17 protein-coding genes are annotated in these 20,463 nt (G+C 42.1%); 8 read left to right on the forward strand and 9 right to left on the reverse strand.

Features of this window, described 5'->3' with window-relative positions; all coding sequences use genetic code 11:
• Positions 1 to 18: 18 nt before the first annotated feature.
• From CEX98_RS13285 to pgi, 4 genes are all read right to left on the reverse strand, one after another.
• Positions 19 to 2,721 carry a TonB-dependent receptor gene (locus CEX98_RS13285; protein WP_099642541.1) on the reverse strand — a complete coding sequence of 901 codons (2,703 nt, stop codon included), beginning with the start codon at positions 2,719 to 2,721 and terminating at the stop codon, positions 19 to 21.
• Positions 2,722 to 3,902: 1,181 nt separating this feature from the next.
• Complete coding sequence (pgl, locus tag CEX98_RS13290; protein WP_099642542.1) at positions 3,903 to 4,613, reverse strand: 6-phosphogluconolactonase; 711 nt, start codon at positions 4,611 to 4,613, stop codon at positions 3,903 to 3,905.
• Entirely contained in the window at positions 4,613 to 6,082 is a 1,470-nt protein-coding gene (gene zwf / locus CEX98_RS13295; RefSeq protein WP_099642543.1) for a glucose-6-phosphate dehydrogenase, read from the reverse strand. Before zwf ends, pgl begins: the two co-directional genes overlap by 1 nt.
• 339 nt (positions 6,083 to 6,421) lie before the next feature.
• Positions 6,422 to 8,068: a glucose-6-phosphate isomerase gene (gene pgi / locus CEX98_RS13300; protein WP_099642544.1), complete on the reverse strand. Its 1,647-nt coding sequence runs from the start codon at positions 8,066 to 8,068 to the stop codon at positions 6,422 to 6,424.
• Between the two features lie 382 nt (positions 8,069 to 8,450).
• Between pgi and CEX98_RS13305 the strand changes: the two genes are divergently transcribed.
• Complete coding sequence (locus CEX98_RS13305; protein WP_099642545.1) at positions 8,451 to 9,482, forward strand: LacI family DNA-binding transcriptional regulator; 1,032 nt, start codon at positions 8,451 to 8,453, stop codon at positions 9,480 to 9,482.
• 113 nt (positions 9,483 to 9,595) lie between these two features.
• Here the strand turns inward: CEX98_RS13305 and CEX98_RS13310 are convergent, their stop codons facing one another.
• Together CEX98_RS13310 and CEX98_RS13315 are read right to left on the reverse strand one after the other, a co-directional pair.
• Complete coding sequence (locus CEX98_RS13310) at positions 9,596 to 10,663, reverse strand: AI-2E family transporter (RefSeq protein WP_099642546.1); 1,068 nt, start codon at positions 10,661 to 10,663, stop codon at positions 9,596 to 9,598.
• Positions 10,656 to 10,871: a hypothetical protein gene (locus tag CEX98_RS13315; RefSeq protein ID WP_242441698.1), complete on the reverse strand. Its 216-nt coding sequence runs from the start codon at positions 10,869 to 10,871 to the stop codon at positions 10,656 to 10,658. The genes CEX98_RS13310 and CEX98_RS13315 overlap by 8 nt, the downstream gene beginning before the upstream one ends.
• A 101-nt stretch (positions 10,872 to 10,972) precedes the next feature.
• On the opposite strand from CEX98_RS13315, the gene CEX98_RS13320 reads away from it, so the two are divergent.
• From CEX98_RS13320 to CEX98_RS13340, 5 genes are all read left to right on the forward strand, one after another.
• Positions 10,973 to 11,638: a hypothetical protein gene (locus CEX98_RS13320; protein WP_099642548.1), complete on the forward strand. Its 666-nt coding sequence runs from the start codon at positions 10,973 to 10,975 to the stop codon at positions 11,636 to 11,638.
• 1 nt (position 11,639) lies between these two features.
• Complete coding sequence (locus tag CEX98_RS13325; protein WP_099642549.1) at positions 11,640 to 13,091, forward strand: beta-barrel assembly-enhancing protease; 1,452 nt, start codon at positions 11,640 to 11,642, stop codon at positions 13,089 to 13,091.
• Positions 13,092 to 13,230: 139 nt separating this feature from the next.
• A complete protein-coding gene (arsC, locus tag CEX98_RS13330) occupies positions 13,231 to 13,578 on the forward strand; it encodes an arsenate reductase (glutaredoxin) (RefSeq protein ID WP_099642550.1) in 348 nt (115 codons plus the stop codon).
• Positions 13,578 to 14,129, forward strand: coding sequence for an NAD(P)H:quinone oxidoreductase (gene wrbA, locus CEX98_RS13335; protein ID WP_099642551.1), 552 nt, complete (start codon positions 13,578 to 13,580; stop codon positions 14,127 to 14,129). The genes arsC and wrbA overlap by 1 nt, the downstream gene beginning before the upstream one ends.
• Positions 14,126 to 14,563 carry a DUF2069 domain-containing protein gene (locus CEX98_RS13340; RefSeq protein ID WP_099642552.1) on the forward strand — a complete coding sequence of 146 codons (438 nt, stop codon included), beginning with the start codon at positions 14,126 to 14,128 and terminating at the stop codon, positions 14,561 to 14,563. The genes wrbA and CEX98_RS13340 overlap by 4 nt, the downstream gene beginning before the upstream one ends.
• 125 nt (positions 14,564 to 14,688) lie before the next feature.
• Here CEX98_RS13340 and CEX98_RS13345 read toward each other — a convergent pair whose 3' ends face one another.
• On the reverse strand, positions 14,689 to 16,023 hold the full coding sequence (locus tag CEX98_RS13345) for an ankyrin repeat domain-containing protein (protein ID WP_099642553.1): 1,335 nt from the start codon (positions 16,021 to 16,023) through the stop codon (positions 14,689 to 14,691).
• Positions 16,024 to 16,168: 145 nt separating this feature from the next.
• On the opposite strand from CEX98_RS13345, the gene CEX98_RS13350 reads away from it, so the two are divergent.
• Positions 16,169 to 16,366: a DUF2897 family protein gene (locus tag CEX98_RS13350; RefSeq protein WP_099642554.1), complete on the forward strand. Its 198-nt coding sequence runs from the start codon at positions 16,169 to 16,171 to the stop codon at positions 16,364 to 16,366.
• A gap of 10 nt (positions 16,367 to 16,376) precedes the next feature.
• Here CEX98_RS13350 and CEX98_RS13355 read toward each other — a convergent pair whose 3' ends face one another.
• Positions 16,377 to 16,814, reverse strand: coding sequence for a hypothetical protein (locus CEX98_RS13355; protein ID WP_099642555.1), 438 nt, complete (start codon positions 16,812 to 16,814; stop codon positions 16,377 to 16,379).
• A gap of 294 nt (positions 16,815 to 17,108) precedes the next feature.
• Complete coding sequence (locus tag CEX98_RS13360; protein ID WP_099642556.1) at positions 17,109 to 18,266, reverse strand: endonuclease/exonuclease/phosphatase family protein; 1,158 nt, start codon at positions 18,264 to 18,266, stop codon at positions 17,109 to 17,111.
• Between the two features lie 159 nt (positions 18,267 to 18,425).
• Between CEX98_RS13360 and CEX98_RS13365 the strand changes: the two genes are divergently transcribed.
• The gene (locus CEX98_RS13365; RefSeq protein WP_099642568.1) at positions 18,426 to 20,444 is read left to right on the forward strand and encodes a response regulator; all 2,019 of its coding nucleotides are present in this window, start codon (positions 18,426 to 18,428) and stop codon (positions 20,442 to 20,444) included.
• Positions 20,445 to 20,463 lie beyond the last annotated feature (19 nt).

Genomic DNA, 20,463 nt, shown 5'->3' on the forward strand with positions numbered 1-20,463 from the left:
AGTGATAATCTAGAACAATTAGAATCTGATGTTTACACCAGCAATAATTCTTCTTTCACCCTCAAACGACCAAGCTGGGTAACCATTTTTCAGATCCTCCTTAACTTGAGCATCTGAAGGTGCAACACCGTTTTGAATACTATCTTCCTCGAGTAGATTAACTACCTCTAAAGTAAACCCGATATTGTCACTAAATGTATACGTCGCAGTAAGATCAAGCGTACCATAGTCATCGTGCATTCTATTTCCATAGAATTTTGCACCTTCTCGGATCATATATTCTGAACGCCAGTTATATGCCGCGCGCAAGGTATAATTATCAGCTTCATAGAAACCAACAAGGTTTACACTATGTTTAGATGAGTCAGAAAACTCAGCTACAGTATCTGCATAGTTTTCTGGATCGGCATCGGCATCAACGAATGTGTAGTTGAGCACATAACCTAACCCGTTATCAAATGAGTTTTGCCACTGGAATTCAACGCCCCGAATATCACCGCCTGTAGCGTTTTTCTTAGTGCTGAGTGTCCAGTTATCATTACCAAAGTTATCTACGATACCAATACTTTGATTTCTAACTTGAGTTGCAGTTGTGAAAGTTGCAATATCTTTAACAAAGTAGGTCGCAGATAGTAAGGCACTCGGTGAATAATACCACTCTAAGCTTAAATCTGCCTGCGTTGCTTTAAAGGGCTTAAGTGCAGGTGAACCTTTTACCAACACCTCGTTTAATGCAAGGTCGTCGTTATAACCAGTTTGCTCTTGTCGCGCAAACATATCAGCATAGTTAGCTCGTGAAATAACCTGAGAAGCCGAGGTACGAAGGATTAGGTCTTCACTTAAGTCAAAAACAATATTTACACTTGGTAAAACATCGTTATAACTGCCTTTCTCAGTTGTTAATTCTGTTTCATATGCTTGGTAACCCTCTCGAACACCACCTTCAGCATATAACCCCTTTGCTAAACCATCAAAATCAACCGCATAGTAGTCAGAAGAAACATCTGTACTGATATAACGCAAGCCAAAATTACCGCGAATATTCTCAGCAGAAAACTCTGCCATTACATATGCAGCAAAGTTATCTTCTTCAAGTGTACCGTAGCCCGAGCGAAGTAGCTCTAAATCTCCGGCGCCTGTTTTTGCTCTCGCTAGTAAAGCATCATAATCAGCTTCAGGGAATAGGTAACCTTGACCTAGTGTCAACTGACTATCTTTATATAGGTTAATTGGATTGCCGTCACTAACATCTTGAGCAATTCTTGGATTTGGCCAGTAAAGTCTCTCTCTTACCTCATGTTGAGCATAAGAAAAACCTGTTTTAATTGCTGTGATCGCGCCGAAATCAACAAAAAACTTGATATTACCTTGAACGAAATCTTCTTCGTCAGTGTTTGGTTGGCTACGAATAGACCAGCCAGGTAAGTCGAGGTCAGCCACAAAGTCTTCTTTTGTCCAAGACTTTACCGCTGTATCAACAACATAAGTCTTTCCTGTTGCATCGTACACACCTGCAAAGTCAGCAGCTTCACCAATCCCAGCTCGCTGTGCGGCCGTAAGATTAGTACCACCATCCGAACTTGTAGTACCTATACGTCCATCAATAACAAATGTATCGCCGGTGTACTTTGCGTTAAACTCTACCGTTTGAGAATCCATTTCGGCATCGCGTACCCATGTTTGCCCCCAGCTTCCGCCTGCGAATTCATCTAATGTGGTTTTAATACAGTTATGAACTGGTGTATCATTTTGTTGTTGACATTCGGGTCTATTTCCAAGCGGCCCTTCAGGTGTGCCATCTCCAAATGGTATCCACTGGGCAGCATCAGCGCCTTGTGAGAACATAAACAATGAACTATTGATGTTGTCAGCTTGAAGGTCCAAAGATGTATAGTTTAATCCAAACTCCAATTCATCCGTAGGCGCATATTGTAATGCAATATTGTAAGCTGTTCTCTCACGCTCTTGTTTGAATACACTAGGTGCTACCGCACCGCCCCAGTTTAGAATTGTTTCAGTGCCTGCACGCTGATAGTCTGTGCTCTTGCGAGATAACGCTACCAGTGCACCGAAGTTTTCATCTTCATTTTTCCAGCTATATAAACCTGAAACTTCTGGGTCCCATTGTTCAGAAACTGAACCGTAATCAAACTTAGCGCTTGCATATACCGTATTTGCATCCAAATCTAGAGGCTTTCTGGTTTTTACGATGACAACACCACCGACGCCACCTTCAGGTAAATCAGCTTGCGATGACTTGTAAACTTCAATACCGCCGACCATTTCAGCAGGCATCAATGAGTAGTTGAAACTGCGATCTATATTTTGTTGATCATACCAGTTTGTTGAAGCAACAGTGTGACCATTAAGAAGAGTCCGCGTTAGCTGAGAAGAAGCACCGCGAATAGAAATTTGCTGACCTTGACCAAATTGACGGCCCACTGTAACCCCTGATATCCGGCCAAGTGCTTCGCCCACATCACTATCAGGAAACTTACCTACATCCTCAGCTGATACCGCATCGACAACAGAGTTGGCAAATCTTTTCGTGTTCATTGACGCTTCCAATGAGCGACGAATACCACGAACTTCTATGACTTCTACGTTTTCTTGTACGTTATTTTGACTTTCTTCTGCAACTGCAACGCCTGAAAAGCCCGCACCTAGTGCGATGCTAACGTTAACTGCAAGTAAGCTTTTTTTGAAATTATTAGCTAACACAGGATTCCCCTTGAATCATTTTGTTGGTTTTTTAAATCACTTCTGCCCAGTGATGATGACAACGCTGTCATCTAATAACAAACCATACACCCTAAATTACATTATCGCTACAATTTTTTTGGTCGGTTATTCAAAAAATTTTCATATAGGAGTATATCCTATTGATAAATATAGATTTAAACATGACCGAGATATGATTTGTTACAAAAACGACCGAAGGATAACACAAAAAAATTTGCTGCTGTAGGCTTTTAGGATAGAAATTATATAAAAAGGGTACACTGAGGCATTAATGAATACACTCAAGGGGAATGTATTCTGATTCAAGGTTAAACTCGGGCAGAAGTTCAAGATGAGAATCAATATCAATGACAACGCTGTCATTATAGAGTTGTCGGTTATCTATGTCTAGTCATTTAAATAGAATTTTTTATGACAAATATCAAATGTCACCTAGATTGTTGAGTTAGTCACTACTAGCTTTTGCATAAAACTAAATAACGAATAATTGCCAGTTCACCAATTTCGACATTCTCAACTCGCTTTAGTGAAAAACAACTAATAAAAATCGAACAAATAAGAATAACGCATGAGTGGCATTGTTGCGTGCCTGTTCCGAAAAAACTCAAAAACTCTAGCTAATACCTTTTGTAAGGTAAGCAAATGATCTGTTTTGAAACAGGGTGAAATTAATTGAGTGGTAAGGTAAAGCTTTGCAATTGAACCTGAACTGGGGATAAGAAGTTAGTCATCCACCCTTCAAATTGATTCACAGCTATAAAAGCTAGATTATGAATTGGAAAAATCTTGTCAATAACACCGCTACTGCATCTTGCTCACACCAAGGTACAGGCGTCCATGCTGGCAAAGCAAAAATTTTTCTACTTAGTTGTTCTAATATAAGAAATTTGTAACGCGGTTAGGGTCAGCTATACTCTCTCAAATTGAACAGGTATTAAACCTAAATGGGTATAAACGACTAGATTGGTGTTTGATAAAAGGTGAAGGGTTATCCCGAAGGCCAGGTTATAAATCAGAACTGATTGACTGCTAGGAAAATAGAGGTGTTCTAAAGTCCAGCATATTGACAAAACAACCCCTATACGGCTTAAGCCACGGGATGATGTGACTTAAGCCAATAAAAAATGAAACTCAGTTTGTAACCCGAGCTCACTAAAGCTTTATGGGCACCAGAAAACGGTTAAATTGATATCAGGATGATTTAGCACCGCTCGTAATGGAATTTCACTTTCAGAACCAGGTTGCTTAGCTACTTCGTAAACGGCCTTTTTCTTATCACCAGAAATCAACAAAACAACCGACTTGGAGTTTGCTATCCCAGCAAGCGATAAGCTCATTCGCTCTGTGATATCGCCTGTCACTTCACTTTTGTGCGCGTTAATAGCGCACACTGTATTCGATGTGGTGAGCGCATGCTCTAAACCCTTTGCACTTGGAAATAAGCTGGCAGTATGACCATCCGGACCCATACCCAAAATTGTCACATCAAATGGCTTTTTCAGGCTAGAATAAGCAGCTTCGCACGCCTCAGCGCCCTCTTCTGCCGTATCAGCATCGTTTTTCATTGTAACAAACTGCGTATTTGCCGCTTTATCTTGTAATAATGTTGACTTGATAAATGCTTCGTTTGACTTTTCGTGGTCACCTGCAACCCAACGCTCGTCAACCATAGCAACGGTGATCTTGTCCCAACCAAGCTCAACACCAGATAAATACCTATATGCAGGCTCAGGAGATGACCCACCGGATACCAGTAAAGTTGCTGCGCCGTCTTGCTCAATGCCTTGGTTTAGACTCGATTGCAGTAATTGCGCAAGTGCCGCAGTCATCTCGTCTTTCGACGCAAAAGTTCTTTCGGTTATCTTCGCCATTACACCTGCTCTCCTGCGTTAAACCACACATGCTTGTTCTCTTCTAGCAATTCATCTGCGTCTTCCGGTCCCCAAGAGCCTGCGCGATAAAGCGATGGAGTGCCTTTGCTCTGCCAACGCTCAACAATTGGGTCAATCCATTGCCATGCTTGACGTACTTCATCACGGTGAATAAACAAGGCTGGGTTATTCGCTGCAGCATCTAGCATTAGGCGTTTGTATGCATCCGAATGATAGCCATTGTTATACTTTTCACTTAATGAAATATTTAACGTTACAGGCTCTAATTGCATTTCTAGACTATCTAAGCGTTTAGACATTAGCGTAAGTTGTATACTTTCTTCTGGCTGTAACCTAATCACTAAACGGTTTGGTTGAATTGGGCCTGCAGCATCACCGTATACATTGTGTGAAACTGGTTTATATTCTACGACAATTTCAGCGCAGCGCTCTTTCATTCGCTTACCCGTTCTTAAGTAGAAAGGCACACCAGACCAGCGCCAGTTGTCGATATGGGCACGGATCGCCACAAACGTTTCCGTTTTGCTAGACCCCTCACCCAGTTCCTCAAGGTAGCCAGGTACTAGCTTACCTTTTAGATCTCCAGGTACATATTGTCCGCGAATTACATTGTTATCCACATCTTCACCCACTAATGGACGCAGTGCTTCTAACACTTTGAGCTTTTCAGTTCGAATACTGTTTGCATTAAGCTTGTGTGGAGATTCCATCGCAACTAAGCAAAGTAGCTGTAACAGATGGTTTTGTACCATGTCACGCAATGCGCCAGCTTTGTCGTAAAAGCCTGCACGGCTCTCAAGGCCAACTGTTTCTGAAATGCTGATCTGGATGTTATCGATAGTTTTAGCATCCCACAAGTTTTCAAACAATGCGTTTGAGAACCTAAGTGCCATGAGATTTTGTACGGTTTCTTTACCTAAGTAGTGATCGATACGGAACACTTGTTCTTCAGTGAAGAATTCACCAATTTTAGCATTGATCTCTTCTGCTGATTTACCACAGTATCCAATCGGCTTCTCAACAACAACTCGAGATTGTCCGGTAATTAAGCCTTTAATTGATAACAGTTCACAACAGCGACCATATACCGCAGGCGGTAGTGATAAATAGAATACGCGAGATCTATCTTCAGCGTCAGCCAAGATATTTTTTAGCGTATCCCAGTGTTCATCTTCTTCTGTTACATTCACAACCACTGGCACTAAGAACTGTGCAAAAGCAGTCCAATCTTTTTTATTGTATTCGCCTTTGCCAAGGTGAGTTTGCAATGCAAGATGTGCCGTTTCGATAAATTCTTGTTGTTTATTTTGCTCACGAACGGTTGGTAAGATGCGAGTGCCTTCAGGTAGGTTGCCTTCTTGATAAGCACGATATAAAGCAGGTAGGAGTTTACGAAGTGCTAAATCACCCCCCCCACCAAAAATTACGATGTCAAAAGGATTAAGCATAATTCACTCTCATAAGTTAGTTGCATGCTAATTACATGCAATGTTTATTCGATTTGGTGCCACTCCAAAGCCTACCAAATTAGTTTGTTGACGGGTGATGATTTCGATTGCACTGCATAATACCGCTTAAATTAACGCTCCAATAAACTTGAAGAGGAGACTAGCATGAGCATTGTTAACCGTTTCTAATTTACAGAAACAAAACCGCTCGAGCACTAATAAAATTGGTATAAATGAGTCTTAGAAACCTGTATTTCCTCTCACAAAAATACAGGTTCTAAGTACTCCAGCGCTACCCGTTCAAAGGTATTCTGTTCACTTCAAGTTCCACTCGAAGTATTAATTCGTTCTTTTTTGCTTGTAGTAAGCAATTAGTCCAGCGGTTGAACTGTCGTGAGGGTTATTTACCTCATCTTGAGTCAACTCAGCCTCAATATTCGATGCAAGTCCTTTACCTAACTCAACGCCCCACTGATCAAATGAACATACGTCCAAAAGGATCCCCTGGCAGAAAATCTTGTGTTCATATAGTGCAATCAAGCGCCCTACCGATTTGGCATCAACTTTATCTAAAATAAACGAAGATGTTGGGCGGTTACCTTTGTGTATTTTGTGCGGAATTAGCTTTTCAATTTCAGCTTCCGACTTGCCTTTAGCTGCTAAATCTATACGAACTTGGTCGGCATCAACACCAGCCATCATCGCCTCAGTTTGGGCGAAGAAGTTTGACAGTAAAATATCGTGATGCTGACCCACTTGATGTTGTGGCGTCACTGAGGCGATAAAGTCAGCGGGCACAACGACATTCCCCTGATGTAAGCACTGATAAAACGCGTGTTGACCGTTAATGCCGGTCATGCCCCAAATAATTGGAACTGTGGTGTAGTTCACTTGTTCACCTGCGAAGGTAACATGCTTACCGTTGCTTTCCATCTCACCTTGCTGCAAATATGCAGGTAACATATGCAGGGCTTGATCATAAGGCAGAATAGCTTGAGCTTGATAGCCTAGAAAGCTAGTATTCCAAACACTTAGCAATGCCATCAGTAATGGGATATTATCTTCATCGCTTGCATTTTTAAAATGCTCATCCACTTCAAAGGCACCTTCAAGCACTTCAATAAATTTATCGAAGCCTAGATAAAGTGCAATTGGCAAACCTATCGCGCTCCACAACGAAAAACGACCGCCAACCCAGTCCCACATAGTGAAGACATTCTCATCACTAATGCCAAACGCTCGCGTTTTTTCAAGGTTGGTGCTAACCGCAACAAAGTGTTTCGCAATTGCGCTTTCATCGTTTGCCGACTTTAAAAACCACTCAACCGCTGTTTTTGCGTTTGTCATGGTTTCTGATGTTGTGAACGTTTTTGATGACACAACAAATAGGGTTGTTTGTGCATCCAAGCCGCTTAATACCGACGCTATCTGTACGCCATCAACATTAGACACATAATGTACATTCAATGTGTCATCTGCATAAGCTGCTAGCGCATCAGTAACCATTTGTGGGCCAAGGTTAGAACCACCCACCCCTATTGCAACCACATCTTTGACGGCCTTACCTGTATAACCTAACCACTCACCGGAACGTACTCGATGACTAAATGCTTTTAGTTTTTCTAATTCTGCATTGACCTGTTCAGTTACATTGACACCGTCAACATAAATTGGTGTGTTCGCTCGGTTACGCAAAGCGGTATGTAGAACTGCTCTGTCTTCAGTGATATTTATTTTTTCACCAGAAAACATTTTGTCGCGCCAGCTGGCAATATCACATTCTTTTGCAAGCTGCATAAATTCAGAGAATGTTTGGTCGTCGATACGTTGCTTTGAAAAGTCAAATAGTACTCCCGGAATTTGACGAGAGAACTTGTCAAACCTTTGCGGATCATTTGCAAACATCGTTTTTAGATGCTGCTGCTCTATTCGCTGCGCAGAATCACTCAGATTTTGCCAACTATCCAAATCTACACGACCACCCATTAAACATTCCCCTAAGACGTAAGTGATTGTTAGTTACCCTACTTTTCAGGTAGTAACAACAAAGAAACATTGTTAAACAAGCACATTATGCCAAAATGACAACGCTGTCAAACAGCTTCTTTTCAATTTTACATTGCGAATAATAACCTAAAATAAACTTTTTGACACCGGTATCATTCATTTATTTCTGTCAATTGTAGTGCTAAATTCTGTTTGTCTAAAATAGACTAAGAAAAACAGATGATCCTTTTATTAAGATACGCATTACTAACCTGATTAAAAGTTAGAGGAACAGAGCGCTAGCTTATGGCTAAATAAAGCGCTACTATTCCTATCCGCTTAATAATGATCGATACACACCTGCAAATAGAAGAACAACTACATGAAAGTCACTATTAACGATGTTGCCAAACTGGCTGGCGTATCAATGAAAACAGTATCACGGGTTATCAATAAAGAGCCTTCGGTTAGAAAGAAAACATATGATCAAGTGATGCAGGCTGTAAAAGAGTTAAATTATCAGCCTAATATTGCTGCTAGAAACCTCGCAGGCACCTCTTCTTTTGCAATTGGTTTAGTATACGACAATCCCAATGCCTACTATGTGATTGATATGCAAAATGGCGTGCTTTCTCGATGTAAAGAAGAAGGCTATGAGCTGGTTATTCATCCTTGTAGCTCAAATGCAGATAACATGGCTGAAGAATTTGTGACCATGATCAAGCGCTCTCGCCTTGCAGGTCTGGTGTTAACACCACCTTTGTCTGAGCAACAAACTATTATCGATTTGCTTGACGAACTGGGTATTCATTATGTTCGCCTTCTCTCAGGCCGAGCACAAGAAGCTGAAAATAGCGCAAAAAACTGTATTTTCGTAGACGACTATGCGGCAGCCTATGAAATCACTGAACACCTAATTAGCCTAGGGCATAAAAAAATTGCTTTTGTTTTAGGTGATGAAGAGCATAAATCAACAGCGGAACGATTAGCAGGATACCAAGATGCACTAGCCGCGCATAATATAAACCAAGACGAAGCGCTACTGTATCAAGGTACATACTCATTCGAGTCTGGCGTACAAGGTGCAAAAGCCTTACTTGCTGACGGTAACCCAAATCAAATTACCGCGATCCTAGGCGGAAACGATGAGGTTGCAGCAGGAGCACTCTTTGCGGCACGCCTGATGAATATTGAAATTCCAGCTCAGTTATCAATTAGCGGCTTCGAAGACTCGCCTTTCTCGCGCCAAACCTGGCCAAAGTTAACGACGGCACACCAAGCAAACAATGTGATCTCTGAGCATGCAGCACGACTTCTGTTTTCCAAAACCCGTGGCCATCGTAATCATGATAAAGACATTTGTCATGTATTCACACCCAGTATGGTGGTAAGAGAAAGTACCGGTAAAATATAAAGTCAGGTATTGCTGGCTACTTGCAAGGAAACTCGCTCCAGTAACTTAATATAAGGGCGAGCCTCCTTGCTGAATTCGCACACCAAAATATGTAATGCGTTTACATGCCTTAATTATTTGGCCAATAGCGCTTCGCTGTTACTGGACCACGCATTGATGAGTGCTTTGACTAACGAGGCCAATGGGATAGCAAAGAACACTCCCCAGAACCCCCAGATCCCGCCAAAAAATAACACCGCCACAATAATATAAACAGGGTTTAAGTCTACTGCTTCTGAGAACAGTAGCGGCACTAATACGTTGCCATCTAACGCTTGTATAATGCCGTAGGCAATGAGAATGGTCCAAAATTCCGGCGCCAGTCCAAATTGAAATAATGCCACGGCCGCGACCGGTAAGGTAACAAGTGCAGCACCAATGAATGGGATCAAAACAGACAAACCAACTAAAGTGCCTAGCAGTGCAGCGTAACGCAAATCCAAAAACGAAAACGTAACATAGCTGATCAAACCAACAATCACTATCTCGAAGACCTTACCACGGATGTAATTCATGATCTGTTGGTCCATTTCGTGCCACACCTGAGAGATCAGCTTTCTATCTTTAGGAATGATCTGAGAAATACCTGAGGTCAGCTCCTTTTTGTCTTTCAACATAAAAAACGCCAGTAATGGGACAAGCACCAAATAAATCATCCAAGCCACTACATCCTTTAACGAAGTAAGTGATGCTGATACTATGATCTCGCCGAGCTCCAATACCTTATTTTCGACTGAACCTACGATAGCTTGAACTTGAGTAGTTGATATCAACGTCGGGTAATATTCTGGTAGATGCAATAAGAAGTCTTTTCCTTCCTCCACCATAGTGGGGCTCTCTTGAAGTAGGTTGCTTAACTGCTGCCAAAGCACGGGAACAATACCGAACACAAGGCCAAGTGCGATTCCCACAAATGCCGCCATAACCACGATAGCAGAAAGCAATCTACTCCCCGTAATTCGCGTTAGCTTACTTACCGGCCACTCCAATAAATATGCGATTACAATTGCTACGAGCACCGGCATAACATAGCTGCCAAAAAAATACAGTAGTGCAACGGTCGCAACAAGTAATAGCAATAAGGTTACAGAGTGCGGATCTGAAAACTTCTTGATATACCACGCCTTTACTAATTCAAACATCCATGATCTCCAAACAAACTTCTTCTTTTTTCAAATCAATAACCTGGTAGTTCATCGCTTGCTGCTCCAAGTAGTTTTTGATATCCACCAAGTTCTGGTCTTTACTCAGCAGCAGCCTTAGCTCACCAAGAGTATAATCATGATGCTTCAACCGCCACTTAAACTGTACAAACAAAGCGGGACACGTAAATTCTCTTAAATCATGCATAAACTTTACGCCTGTACCTCCATACAAATCACTCAAGACGGTAGCCCTCGGGGCGTCGATGGTTTATTCTTAATAGCATACTCTACTTTTTGGGAATCTTAATGCCAGGCGTTAATAATAAGGCCCGATTGCCAGCCAATCCAACACTAAAAGAAATAAATTGGTATAAAAAGCAAATCAACTGGGGCGAGCTACCACCGTTTTATCATCTTGTTGCTTCCGCAGTAAGCGAATGTGAGGGCCTGCTGCATCATGGATTCGATAATGCGGTAAAACGTTTGCTAGATAAACGAAACTGGAATCTAGAATTATTAGATGGTTATGAAGATGACAGTGGTATTATCCATTGTGAAAACAAGCCAACCGTTGCACTTCATCAAGCATTTACAGATCGTGGCTTTGAATTATGGGCCTACCCTGTAGCCAAAGGTACAAAAATAGATGCATATGTCAAAGACAATCGATTTTTAGAGTTTCGCGTATGGGATCCCCATACCATGAAAAACCTGCTACGTATCAACCAACTTCATAAGTTTATCGCATTTTACTTTGAGCGCGGAGATATCGCCGATAAAGCGTTAATTCTTCACGCACATAAAGTATTGCACATGACGCTAAGCTTTTTGCAAAAAGAATTGAACATCACCAGTGTTGATGGGGTCTCAATAAAAGATTTTTACCAACTTTGTGAAAAAGATGCCCGAGCATGCAATGACGAAGTCGATTTAGCTAGGATCATGCTCGGAGAAGACCTTAGAAGGGATTAAAATGCAGTTAAAACCCCTATTCAAGTCAATAGTATTGACCTGTGCGCTAGTTTCATCTAGCTTGAGCTTTGCGCAAACTGAGCTGAAATTGCCAGACCTAGGTACTTCAGCTCTACAGGTGTTACCAATAGAAAAAGAACAAGCCATTGGCGAAGTCATGATGATGCAGCTTCGCTCTCGCTCACCCGTTGTCGGCGACCCTGTATTAGAAGAATACCTTACCAGCTTGGGCAACCGTCTAGTTGCAAATGCTAACGATGTCCGTTTTCCGTTTACCTTTTTTTGGATAAATAATAAAGATATTAATGCCTTTGCATTTTATGGAGGTCATGTTGGTGTGCATACGGGGTTGATTGCACAATCAGATAACGAAAGCCAACTAGCCTCTGTCATTGGACACGAAATTGCCCACGTTACTCAACGTCACCTAGCTCGACGCGTCCAAAACGCCAAAGACAACAGTGCGTTGACAATCGCAGGGTTGATCACTGGCATACTAGCCACAGTGGTGGCACCTGATGCGGGTATCGCTATTTTATCTGCGAGCCAAACCCAATCGTCGCTAAATCAGCTAACCCATAGCCGAAAAGCCGAGCAAGAGGCTGACCGTTTTGGCATGAACACCTTGCACAAAGCGGGGTTTGATCCTAATGCTGCCAGCGAATTTCTAACTAAGCTCTCGGATCAAATTCGATTCAAAAATAAGCCGCCAGCTTTTTTACTTACTCACCCGCTTCCAGATAGCCGAGTGTCAGATGTTAGGCTCAGAGCCCAACAGTACGAGAAAAAGCACTACCCTTCAAGCTTGTCATATGCCTTAGCTAAAAGCAGAGTACTGGCACGTTATTACTATTCAGATGACACTGCAGAAGCCTTTTTCAGAAATCTACTTAACCAATCTGCCGAACTAGATAAGCGGGCATTGAAGTATGGGCTGGCAATTACGCTGCTTGATCAAAACAAATACAAAGAAGTTGGAGAACTGTTAGACGAATTACTGGAAAAAGATCCAAATAATCTTTTTTATCTCGACGTTTATACCGACTATCTAATTGCTACTGACGCCCCTCAAAAAGCGGTGAAGCTATTACAAGCACAACACCAACTAAGGCCAAATAATCAAGTTATCACACTTAATTATGCAAATGCTGCGATTAAGGCAAAGCAATATGAAGTTGCGGAGCAACTACTGAAAATCTTCTTGCTTGATAAACCCGAGCACATCTTGGCGCGAGACTTACTCACACAAACATATGAAGCGCTTGATGACAAAGCCGCGTATCACGAATCAAAAGCCAGCGTGTACTCACAGTATGGCGCCTTTAGCAAAGCCGCAGATGAAGTGCAACGTGCGCTTAATCATGTGGAAGATAACGAGAATATTAAACGTACTCGGCTAAAGGCGTTGCTTAGTCAGTACCGTAATATGCAAAAAGAAATCGCTAAACTATAACGCGTGTTTACGCGTTAGCCTGACACAATTGGTTTTAATACACTGCGTTTAAAGCCAATTTTTTTCCACTCTACTTTTCGTCACCGTGACATTAAGCTATGATCGGTGTGAATTACATAGTACAAAATAGAGCATAATCATGTCTGTAGAAATCTATCATAATCCACGTTGTTCAAAGTCACGAGAAACACTAGCACTACTAGAATCCAATGGCGTCACCCCTACCGTGATTGAATATTTAAAAACGCCGATTGATGGTGAGACATTATCGAACTTGCTTACCAAGCTTAATTTCGACTCCGCCCATCAACTGGTGCGAAGCAAAGAGACATTATACAAAGAGCTTGGCCTGTCAAAGGAAAGCGATGAAGCCACGCTTCGTACAGCGATGCTAGAAAACCCAAAACTTATTGAGCGCCCGATTGTGGTTCACGGAGATAAAGCAGCGATTGGTAGACCACCAGAGTCAGTGCTTGAAATACTATAATGCCTACTATCCTTATTTTATACCACTCCAGTCACGGCTCTGTGGCAAACATGGCACACGAATTTGCCGAAACAATAGTTTCGCAAGGTGGTAATGCAATTCTGCGAGTGTTCGAAGAACGACAAGATCATGATGTCGTCGTGACAAAGCAGGATTTAGTAACATGTGACGGCCTGGCGTTTGGCACGCCAACACGTTTTGGCATGATGGCATCGCAGGCAAAAGCGTTTTGGGAAACCACAAGTGACCTTTGGCTCAAAGGCGAGCTAATAGACAAACCTGCTTGTGTTTTTTCCTCTTCGAGTAGCATGCATGGTGGTAACGAAGCAACATTACTCAACCTGTCGCTACCGCTATTACATCACGGGATGATGCTACTGGGCGTTCCCTATGACGTGCCCGAATTATTAGCAACGGAGCAAGGCGGTACACCTTATGGTGCTACGCATGTTGCTGGCAGTCAAAATAGTACAACGCTTACCCAAACAGAAATTAAAATATGTCGTGCAGCGGCAAGTCGGCTGCTGCGTGTCGCGGAAAAGTTAACATGAACGAAATTGCAAAAAAACCGATAACAAAACGGTTTCAGCGCTTTGCTTTGATAGGCTACTTTGGCCTGTTGATCTTGATGCCGCTATGGCTTTTTGTACTCGCGCCAAGAGAGGGCTACAGCTTAGGCTTTGTCTTCGTGGTTTACATATTGCCATTATTGTTGCCGTTAAAAGGGATCCTCCAAGACAAACCCTACACTTATGCATGGGCGAACTTTATCGTGATGTTTTACTTTATCCACGGCTTCACTCTATTGTGGACATCACCAGATGAGCTATTGTTAGTATTACTTGAAATTGGCTTTGCAACCTCTATGTTTATTGGCTGTACCTACTATGCTAGACACAGAGGGCAAGAGTTGGGCATGAAGATCCGAAAATTAAAAGAGGATCTCGCTGATGAAAAAGCGGCTCATGAGCACAAAGACTCCTAATAGCGGTAACTCAGACACTTAGTGACTTAATAGAAAAACGCAGTGAAGACTGCGTTTTTCTATTTAAACCGATTCGCTTAATTAAGTGATCTATTTGAGGGTGTATTAATGCGGATTGGTATAAGTTAGCGCAAAGATAACACGGCTATTAATACTAAGACTGAAAACAGCACCTGTATACCAATACTTAACCAAGCAAGCGCATTCACACCGAGTAAAGACCAAGGTGTTGAATTAAGGGGATATAAAGGGTTGCTACGCTTTTTTCTTGCTAGTGCAAACACACCAATAGATGCTGCGGTAGTCACCAAGGTTGCAATTGTTTTATCGTCGACTTCATCGGTAAAAAACAAAAACAACTGAAGTGGAAGCAAAATCGCCGCAAGCGCATAAAGCATATGTACGGTTTTTATTTTTTGATATTTTGCATCACTAGAAAGCTCGATAATTCCATGTTGTTCAAATGTTTGCTTTGAAGTTAATGCTTGGTTTTTCATCGCAACACGATACGGGGTATCCCCATGTACATCAGCAAGTGTGGGATCGTCTCCATGCTCAAAAATCATTTCAACCATAGCTGCAGAATTTGAAGCGGCAGCGTAATGCATAAAGTTCCGACCTGATCCATCAAGTTCGTTGACTTTATGGTGAGGTAACATCGTTTCTACAGCGCTAACAAACCCGTTTTCAATCGCCAACATGATTGCAGAGCGACCGTTAATGTCTTTGGCTATGCCTTTTGCGCCTTGCGTCACTAAGGTGATAATAGCGGACTGCTTTACCTGCTGCTGAGTGAGCTGAAACAATAGTGCCTGCTCTAACAGTCCCTCAACTTCCTCTTTGTCGCACATCGCGCAAAGTAATTCAAACGTCTGCTCGCCTTCAAGTAAACTATCGGTGGCAAGTTTTGCGGTTGCAGAGCGGTCCAGCAAACAGTTATCAATATTGCTAAGCAAGGCTGCGTGAATATCTTCAGAAGCGTGGCACCATAAGAATATGATTTCTTTTGCGCTAAACTGAATTCCAACTTCTAGCAACCAGATGAGCGTTTGCTCATACTGTTTATCGCAAAGTAGCTCAACAAAGGACAAACTTTGATCTTGCACCTGCATTTGAATATTTGAATACTGTCCTAAGCGTTGAATGAGTGTTTTTATGAGCTCGTCTGGATCAGTTCCATTTTCTTCAATATGCTGAATAATACCGCTGACGTATTGACGCTGCTTGTCGTCGTAATCATCAATATGCTGGAAGTAGCACGCTTCGAATGGCTCGAGCGGTCTAAGCCAAGCTAAGTAAAATAATGGTGGTAAAACAGTGGTAGTAACCCCCTGTTCATCTTTGATTTGTTGGCAATTCGGCCATGCCTCTATGGCATCTAGAATATAAGCACCGTTTTGTTCGATTAACCCCTTCAGCAGCATGGGGTACTGGGCAGGCCAAATTAACACTTGTTCCATGAATGCGCTATTATCCTCAGAATCTAAATATATGCAGCATAATTATCGCGAAATGACTAGGTGGTGAATAATATCAACAGTCGGAGTAAAATGCTCATCTATTTCAAGACAAATTTGAAAATATACAACTTTTTAAGGAGTTGCCATGGGCAATCAACTAGAGACTTGGCAGGTCATATTAATTATCGTGGGTGTACTTGGTGTGATTTGGAGCAATATCGCACTGCTTAAGTACTCGGCTAAATTTGAAATGAAAAAGAAAATAGACGAGCAAACTGCCCCCTTTGATAAAGAGACTAGTAAAAAACACGAATCGCCTCAAGACGATAAAAGCAAAGAGTAACGCACTCACATCAGTGCGTTTTAGTTTTACCAGACTCGTGGCATTTAAAGTTTAACTTTACGTCATAAGGCTCGCTAGATGCTGCCCCGCTGGTGATAGCGCTCCCTAGTGTTACCGCGGCCCCCACATCTTCCACACTATTTCTTCCAAAAATCCACATCGCCATGCCAGCGGCTTCCATGGCATGAGTCGCTACTTTTTGCTCAATGTAGTTACTTTCGGGTTCACTGCCTTTATATTCAACATCAAGGTTAATCACATGGACACTCAGACCTTTCTGCTTACAATAATGTTTTGCTTGTCTCATTGCAGCCTGACTTCCCGAATCGCGGTGCTTGGCAAATAACAAAATTTCATGTGTACCACCGGTAGATGGACGCACATCATCATGATGTGCGCATCCTGCCAACCACATTACTAAACTCATACTGACAGCGATTTTTTTCATCACACTCTCCCACTCAATCGGAGGCTAGAGTAACTAACCTGAGCTTCGGATAATTAATGCCTTTCTAGCAGCCAGTTTTAGCGCTAACTGCGTTGAATTTACGCACCAATAGCCAGCTATTGGTGCGTAAATTCGCCTGGTTATCCCCAAAACTCTCTGGCTAGACAAGAAAATTAGTTAATGTGAACTTAAAAACAATGGGTTAGGTCATTTCTTATCCAAACCTCAGGTTAACTAGTGTTTCAGTTTAGTTCAGTTAGTCATTGTTAAAAATTGTAATCTTGAGATTTCAGCTTATTTTATTTCAACGTCAACCCAGACTAAACGATGGTCTGAGCTGGCATGACGACTAGCAACTAAACGAAATAACGGATCGGATTTGCTGGGCCAAAATACACCACTTTCACCAACCCGAAAACCAAACTGAGAAGGTAATACATAATCCACTCTTGCTCCCCAATGTGCGGTATAGCTGCGACTAAATGGCTCGCTACTATGCTCTGCTCCACCTAAGCTTGTTGGTTCAACTTCTCCGTTCACTTTAGGGCTATTCAGCAACTGCTCTATCACTCCAGCGCGGTGCTTATCCCCTTTATCTGCAGCGTTTAAGTCACCCACAATCACAAACCGTGTCTCTTTTTCAAGCCCACCTCTCGTGCCTTGATCATCATAAATATAGTGGCTTGCAGCTGGGTTCACATAGTCTGCCATTAACTTGATCTCATCATGATTTCTATTGCCATTTCTATCTTCGTCGCCATCAAATACAGGCGGCGTTGGATGCATTGCCAACAAGTGAAATACTTTTCCGTTTACCTCAATGGGTAAATCCCAATGAGACTTAGAACTGAGGCGTAGAGATTGCCACTCTTGATCAGTGTAAAAAGGCTGTTTGGTAACCGAGTCTACAGTCTTTTTGTGATTAGGCATATCTTTCCAAAGAAATGACTGCAACGTACGTACCTGTGCATTTTTTATGGGATATTTAGAAAGTACCACCATACCATAGTGCCCTTCATATAAACCAAACCCCTGTGCATCCCCAGCATATCCAGATTTTTTACCATCGTTATCAAGATCATACTTTGTTGGCAACCCTGTATTCACTGGGGCTGTATAATAGTAAGGATAATAAATTGCTTTCTGACCTGACTGTCCTTGCTCTAAGTAGTTTTTGGTAAACGCCAAAATACCTTTTTCAGGGCGACTAATATAATCAAATTCATTAAGCAGAATAACGTCTGGGCGTACGCGCTGAATGATCTCAGCAATATTCTTTATTTGTGGATGTTGACCATCTTGTAGCAATTTACTCAACTTATCGGCATCAAGGTCTTCACCTTTTTGTTGATAGTTTGTCGCTTCCATACTGACATTAAATGTAGCCACGCGGAGCGTCTTTGCACTCGCTATCGTTGCTAAAAATAGAAAAACTAGACTGATATATTTCATGTACTCACCTTAAAAAGTAGTGATAATCCCGCAATGCTTATTTTATTCATAATCTGTTGAAAAACGGAAATTATCTAGGCGAACTTCAGAGATTTATTGTTGGCAAGTTAGCAAAGAGCAGTTAAAGTTAATAGACTATCCGTTGCCGATGTGAAATTTGTGAGTATTTTAAAAAGACTACATTTGATCACCACAAACCAAGACACCACATTTGATGAAAAAGTGACGGCGCTGCTCTTACTGGGCTTAGACGTTTTTGCCCTTGATATTGCCATTGTGGCTGAAATTCATGCTCACATTTATACCGTTAAGCATGTCATCACCCCTGATAATGCGTTACTGCCAGGTACTGAATTTAACTTTACTGACACCTATTGCTGGCACACATATCAAGCAGATAGTGCGTTGTCATTTTCTCATGCTGGAAAAAGCAGCATAGCAACCCACCCTTGCTACCAAAACTTTGCCCTAGAAAGCTACATTGGCGCGCCCATTATTGTCGATGGTCAACGCTACGGCACCGTTAACTTTTCGGCATCAGGTGCAAAAGCTGAGGATTTTACTCAAGAACACCTCGACTATGTTAGCTTGTTGGGGCAATGGATTGGCGTAGAAATTTCCCGACAAAAATCGCTAAAACAGCTACAGCATCGCTCTGAAGCCTTAGCCGCCATGAGCCGCCTTGCCGATATCGGGTCATGGGAAGTCGACTTCAAAAAGAACAAAGTGTATTGGAGTCAACAAACTCGGGCAATTCACGGCGTAACGGATGACTTTATCCCCACCCTAGACAATGCAATCAGTTTTTATAAACCAGGCTTTCATCAAGGGAATATCAAGCAAGCAATAGATAACGCGATTACCTCAAAAACAAAATGGGACATTGAATCTATTATCATTGATGCCAACGGCAACGAGAAATGGGTAGCATCCCATGGTCAAGGTGAGTATGAAAATGGCGAGTGTGTCCGTGTATATGGTGCAATTCAAGACATTGATGAACAAGTTAAAATGCGCCTAGCACTTGAGCAAAAGAGAGCCGAAGCGGAGCAACTACTCAAAACACGTAGTGACTTTATCGCCAAAATAAGCCATGAATTACGAACCCCATTAAACGGCTTAGTTGGCATGCTTCAAGCTTGTAAAAATGAAACCGATATCGCTGAAATAAAAGACAACCTTACGGTTGCGGTCAACAGTGCAGACATGTTGATCACTCTGATCAATGACGTATTGGACTTTAGTAAACTTAACAGCAACAACTTAAAATTGGATAATACTGCTTTTGACCTTCACCAGCTTATTGCTCAAGTTATAGAGTTATACCGTCCGGCATGCCAAGATAAAGGTCTTGAAGTTTGCTTTGATGTTGATAACCAGCTCAAACAGTGGCTTTATTCCGACCCAACTCGGGTCAAACAGATTTTAGCGAACTTAGTCAGCAATGCCATTAAATTCACCCCAAGTGGTAAAATCAACCTTGACGCAAAGATCTTAGGCAATCACACCGCCCCGACTTTGCAGCTAAGTGTCTCTGATACAGGGATTGGCATAGCAAAAGCAACCCAGAGCCTGCTTTTTCAACCTTTTAGTCAAGGAGATGCCAGTGTTAGCCGTCGTTTTGGCGGTACCGGTCTTGGGTTATCCATTGTATTCGAGCTTTGTAATCTGCTTAACGGTGAGGTAGAGGTCCAAAGTGAGCCCGATAAAGGCAGCACATTTATTGTGACCTTTCCCGTGGAGTTTGCCGAGCAAGCCACTGAAAGCCCAAGTTTTGCTATTGAAGAGCAGCATATCACACTAAAGTCATGTAAAATTTTGCTTGTAGATGATAACCAAATCAATGTTCTGGTAATGGAGAAGCTACTCTCACAATTTGGAGCGACTCAAATTGATAAAGCATACGACGGCAAGCAAGCAGTAAAGGTGTGCCAAGAAAAGCAATTTGATATCGTCTTTATGGATTGTGTAATGCCCACCATGGATGGCTTTGAAGCCACCAAAAACATTCGGAAACTATCGGTCAGCAACTCACAGGTGCCTCACATCATAGCATTGACAGCGAATACCTCAGAGTCCGACAAAACGGCTTGTTATCACGCAGGCATGAATGACTTTTTGTCCAAGCCAATTCAACTAGAAGCACTAAAAGGCGCACTTACGCCTTTCATACGGTAACAAGGAGCTAATCCGCTCC

The sequence above is a fragment of the Pseudoalteromonas piscicida genome (assembly GCF_002744175.1).
Lineage (GTDB): Bacteria > Pseudomonadota > Gammaproteobacteria > Enterobacterales > Alteromonadaceae > Pseudoalteromonas > Pseudoalteromonas piscicida_B.

Excerpts from the sequence above, each read along its gene's own strand:
- CEX98_RS13325 (WP_099642549.1), top strand. The coding sequence starts at position 11,640 with ATGCAGTTAAAACCCCTATTCAAGTCAATAGTATTGACCTGTGCGCTA.
- pgi (WP_099642544.1), bottom strand. The coding sequence starts at position 8,068 with ATGGGTGGTCGTGTAGATTTGGATAGTTGGCAAAATCTGAGTGATTCT.
- CEX98_RS13355 (WP_099642555.1), bottom strand. The coding sequence starts at position 16,814 with ATGAAAAAAATCGCTGTCAGTATGAGTTTAGTAATGTGGTTGGCAGGA.
- wrbA (WP_099642551.1), top strand. The coding sequence starts at position 13,578 with ATGCCTACTATCCTTATTTTATACCACTCCAGTCACGGCTCTGTGGCA.
- CEX98_RS13345 (WP_099642553.1), bottom strand. The coding sequence starts at position 16,023 with ATGGAACAAGTGTTAATTTGGCCTGCCCAGTACCCCATGCTGCTGAAG.
- arsC (WP_099642550.1), top strand. The coding sequence starts at position 13,231 with ATGTCTGTAGAAATCTATCATAATCCACGTTGTTCAAAGTCACGAGAA.
- CEX98_RS13320 (WP_099642548.1), top strand. The coding sequence starts at position 10,973 with ATGCCAGGCGTTAATAATAAGGCCCGATTGCCAGCCAATCCAACACTA.
- CEX98_RS13350 (WP_099642554.1), top strand. The coding sequence starts at position 16,169 with ATGGGCAATCAACTAGAGACTTGGCAGGTCATATTAATTATCGTGGGT.
- CEX98_RS13315 (WP_242441698.1), bottom strand. The coding sequence starts at position 10,871 with ATGCATGATTTAAGAGAATTTACGTGTCCCGCTTTGTTTGTACAGTTT.
- CEX98_RS13360 (WP_099642556.1), bottom strand. The coding sequence starts at position 18,266 with ATGAAATATATCAGTCTAGTTTTTCTATTTTTAGCAACGATAGCGAGT.
- zwf (WP_099642543.1), bottom strand. The coding sequence starts at position 6,082 with ATGCTTAATCCTTTTGACATCGTAATTTTTGGTGGGGGGGGTGATTTA.
- CEX98_RS13340 (WP_099642552.1), top strand. The coding sequence starts at position 14,126 with ATGAACGAAATTGCAAAAAAACCGATAACAAAACGGTTTCAGCGCTTT.
- pgl (WP_099642542.1), bottom strand. The coding sequence starts at position 4,613 with ATGGCGAAGATAACCGAAAGAACTTTTGCGTCGAAAGACGAGATGACT.
- CEX98_RS13305 (WP_099642545.1), top strand. The coding sequence starts at position 8,451 with ATGAAAGTCACTATTAACGATGTTGCCAAACTGGCTGGCGTATCAATG.
- CEX98_RS13310 (WP_099642546.1), bottom strand. The coding sequence starts at position 10,663 with ATGTTTGAATTAGTAAAGGCGTGGTATATCAAGAAGTTTTCAGATCCG.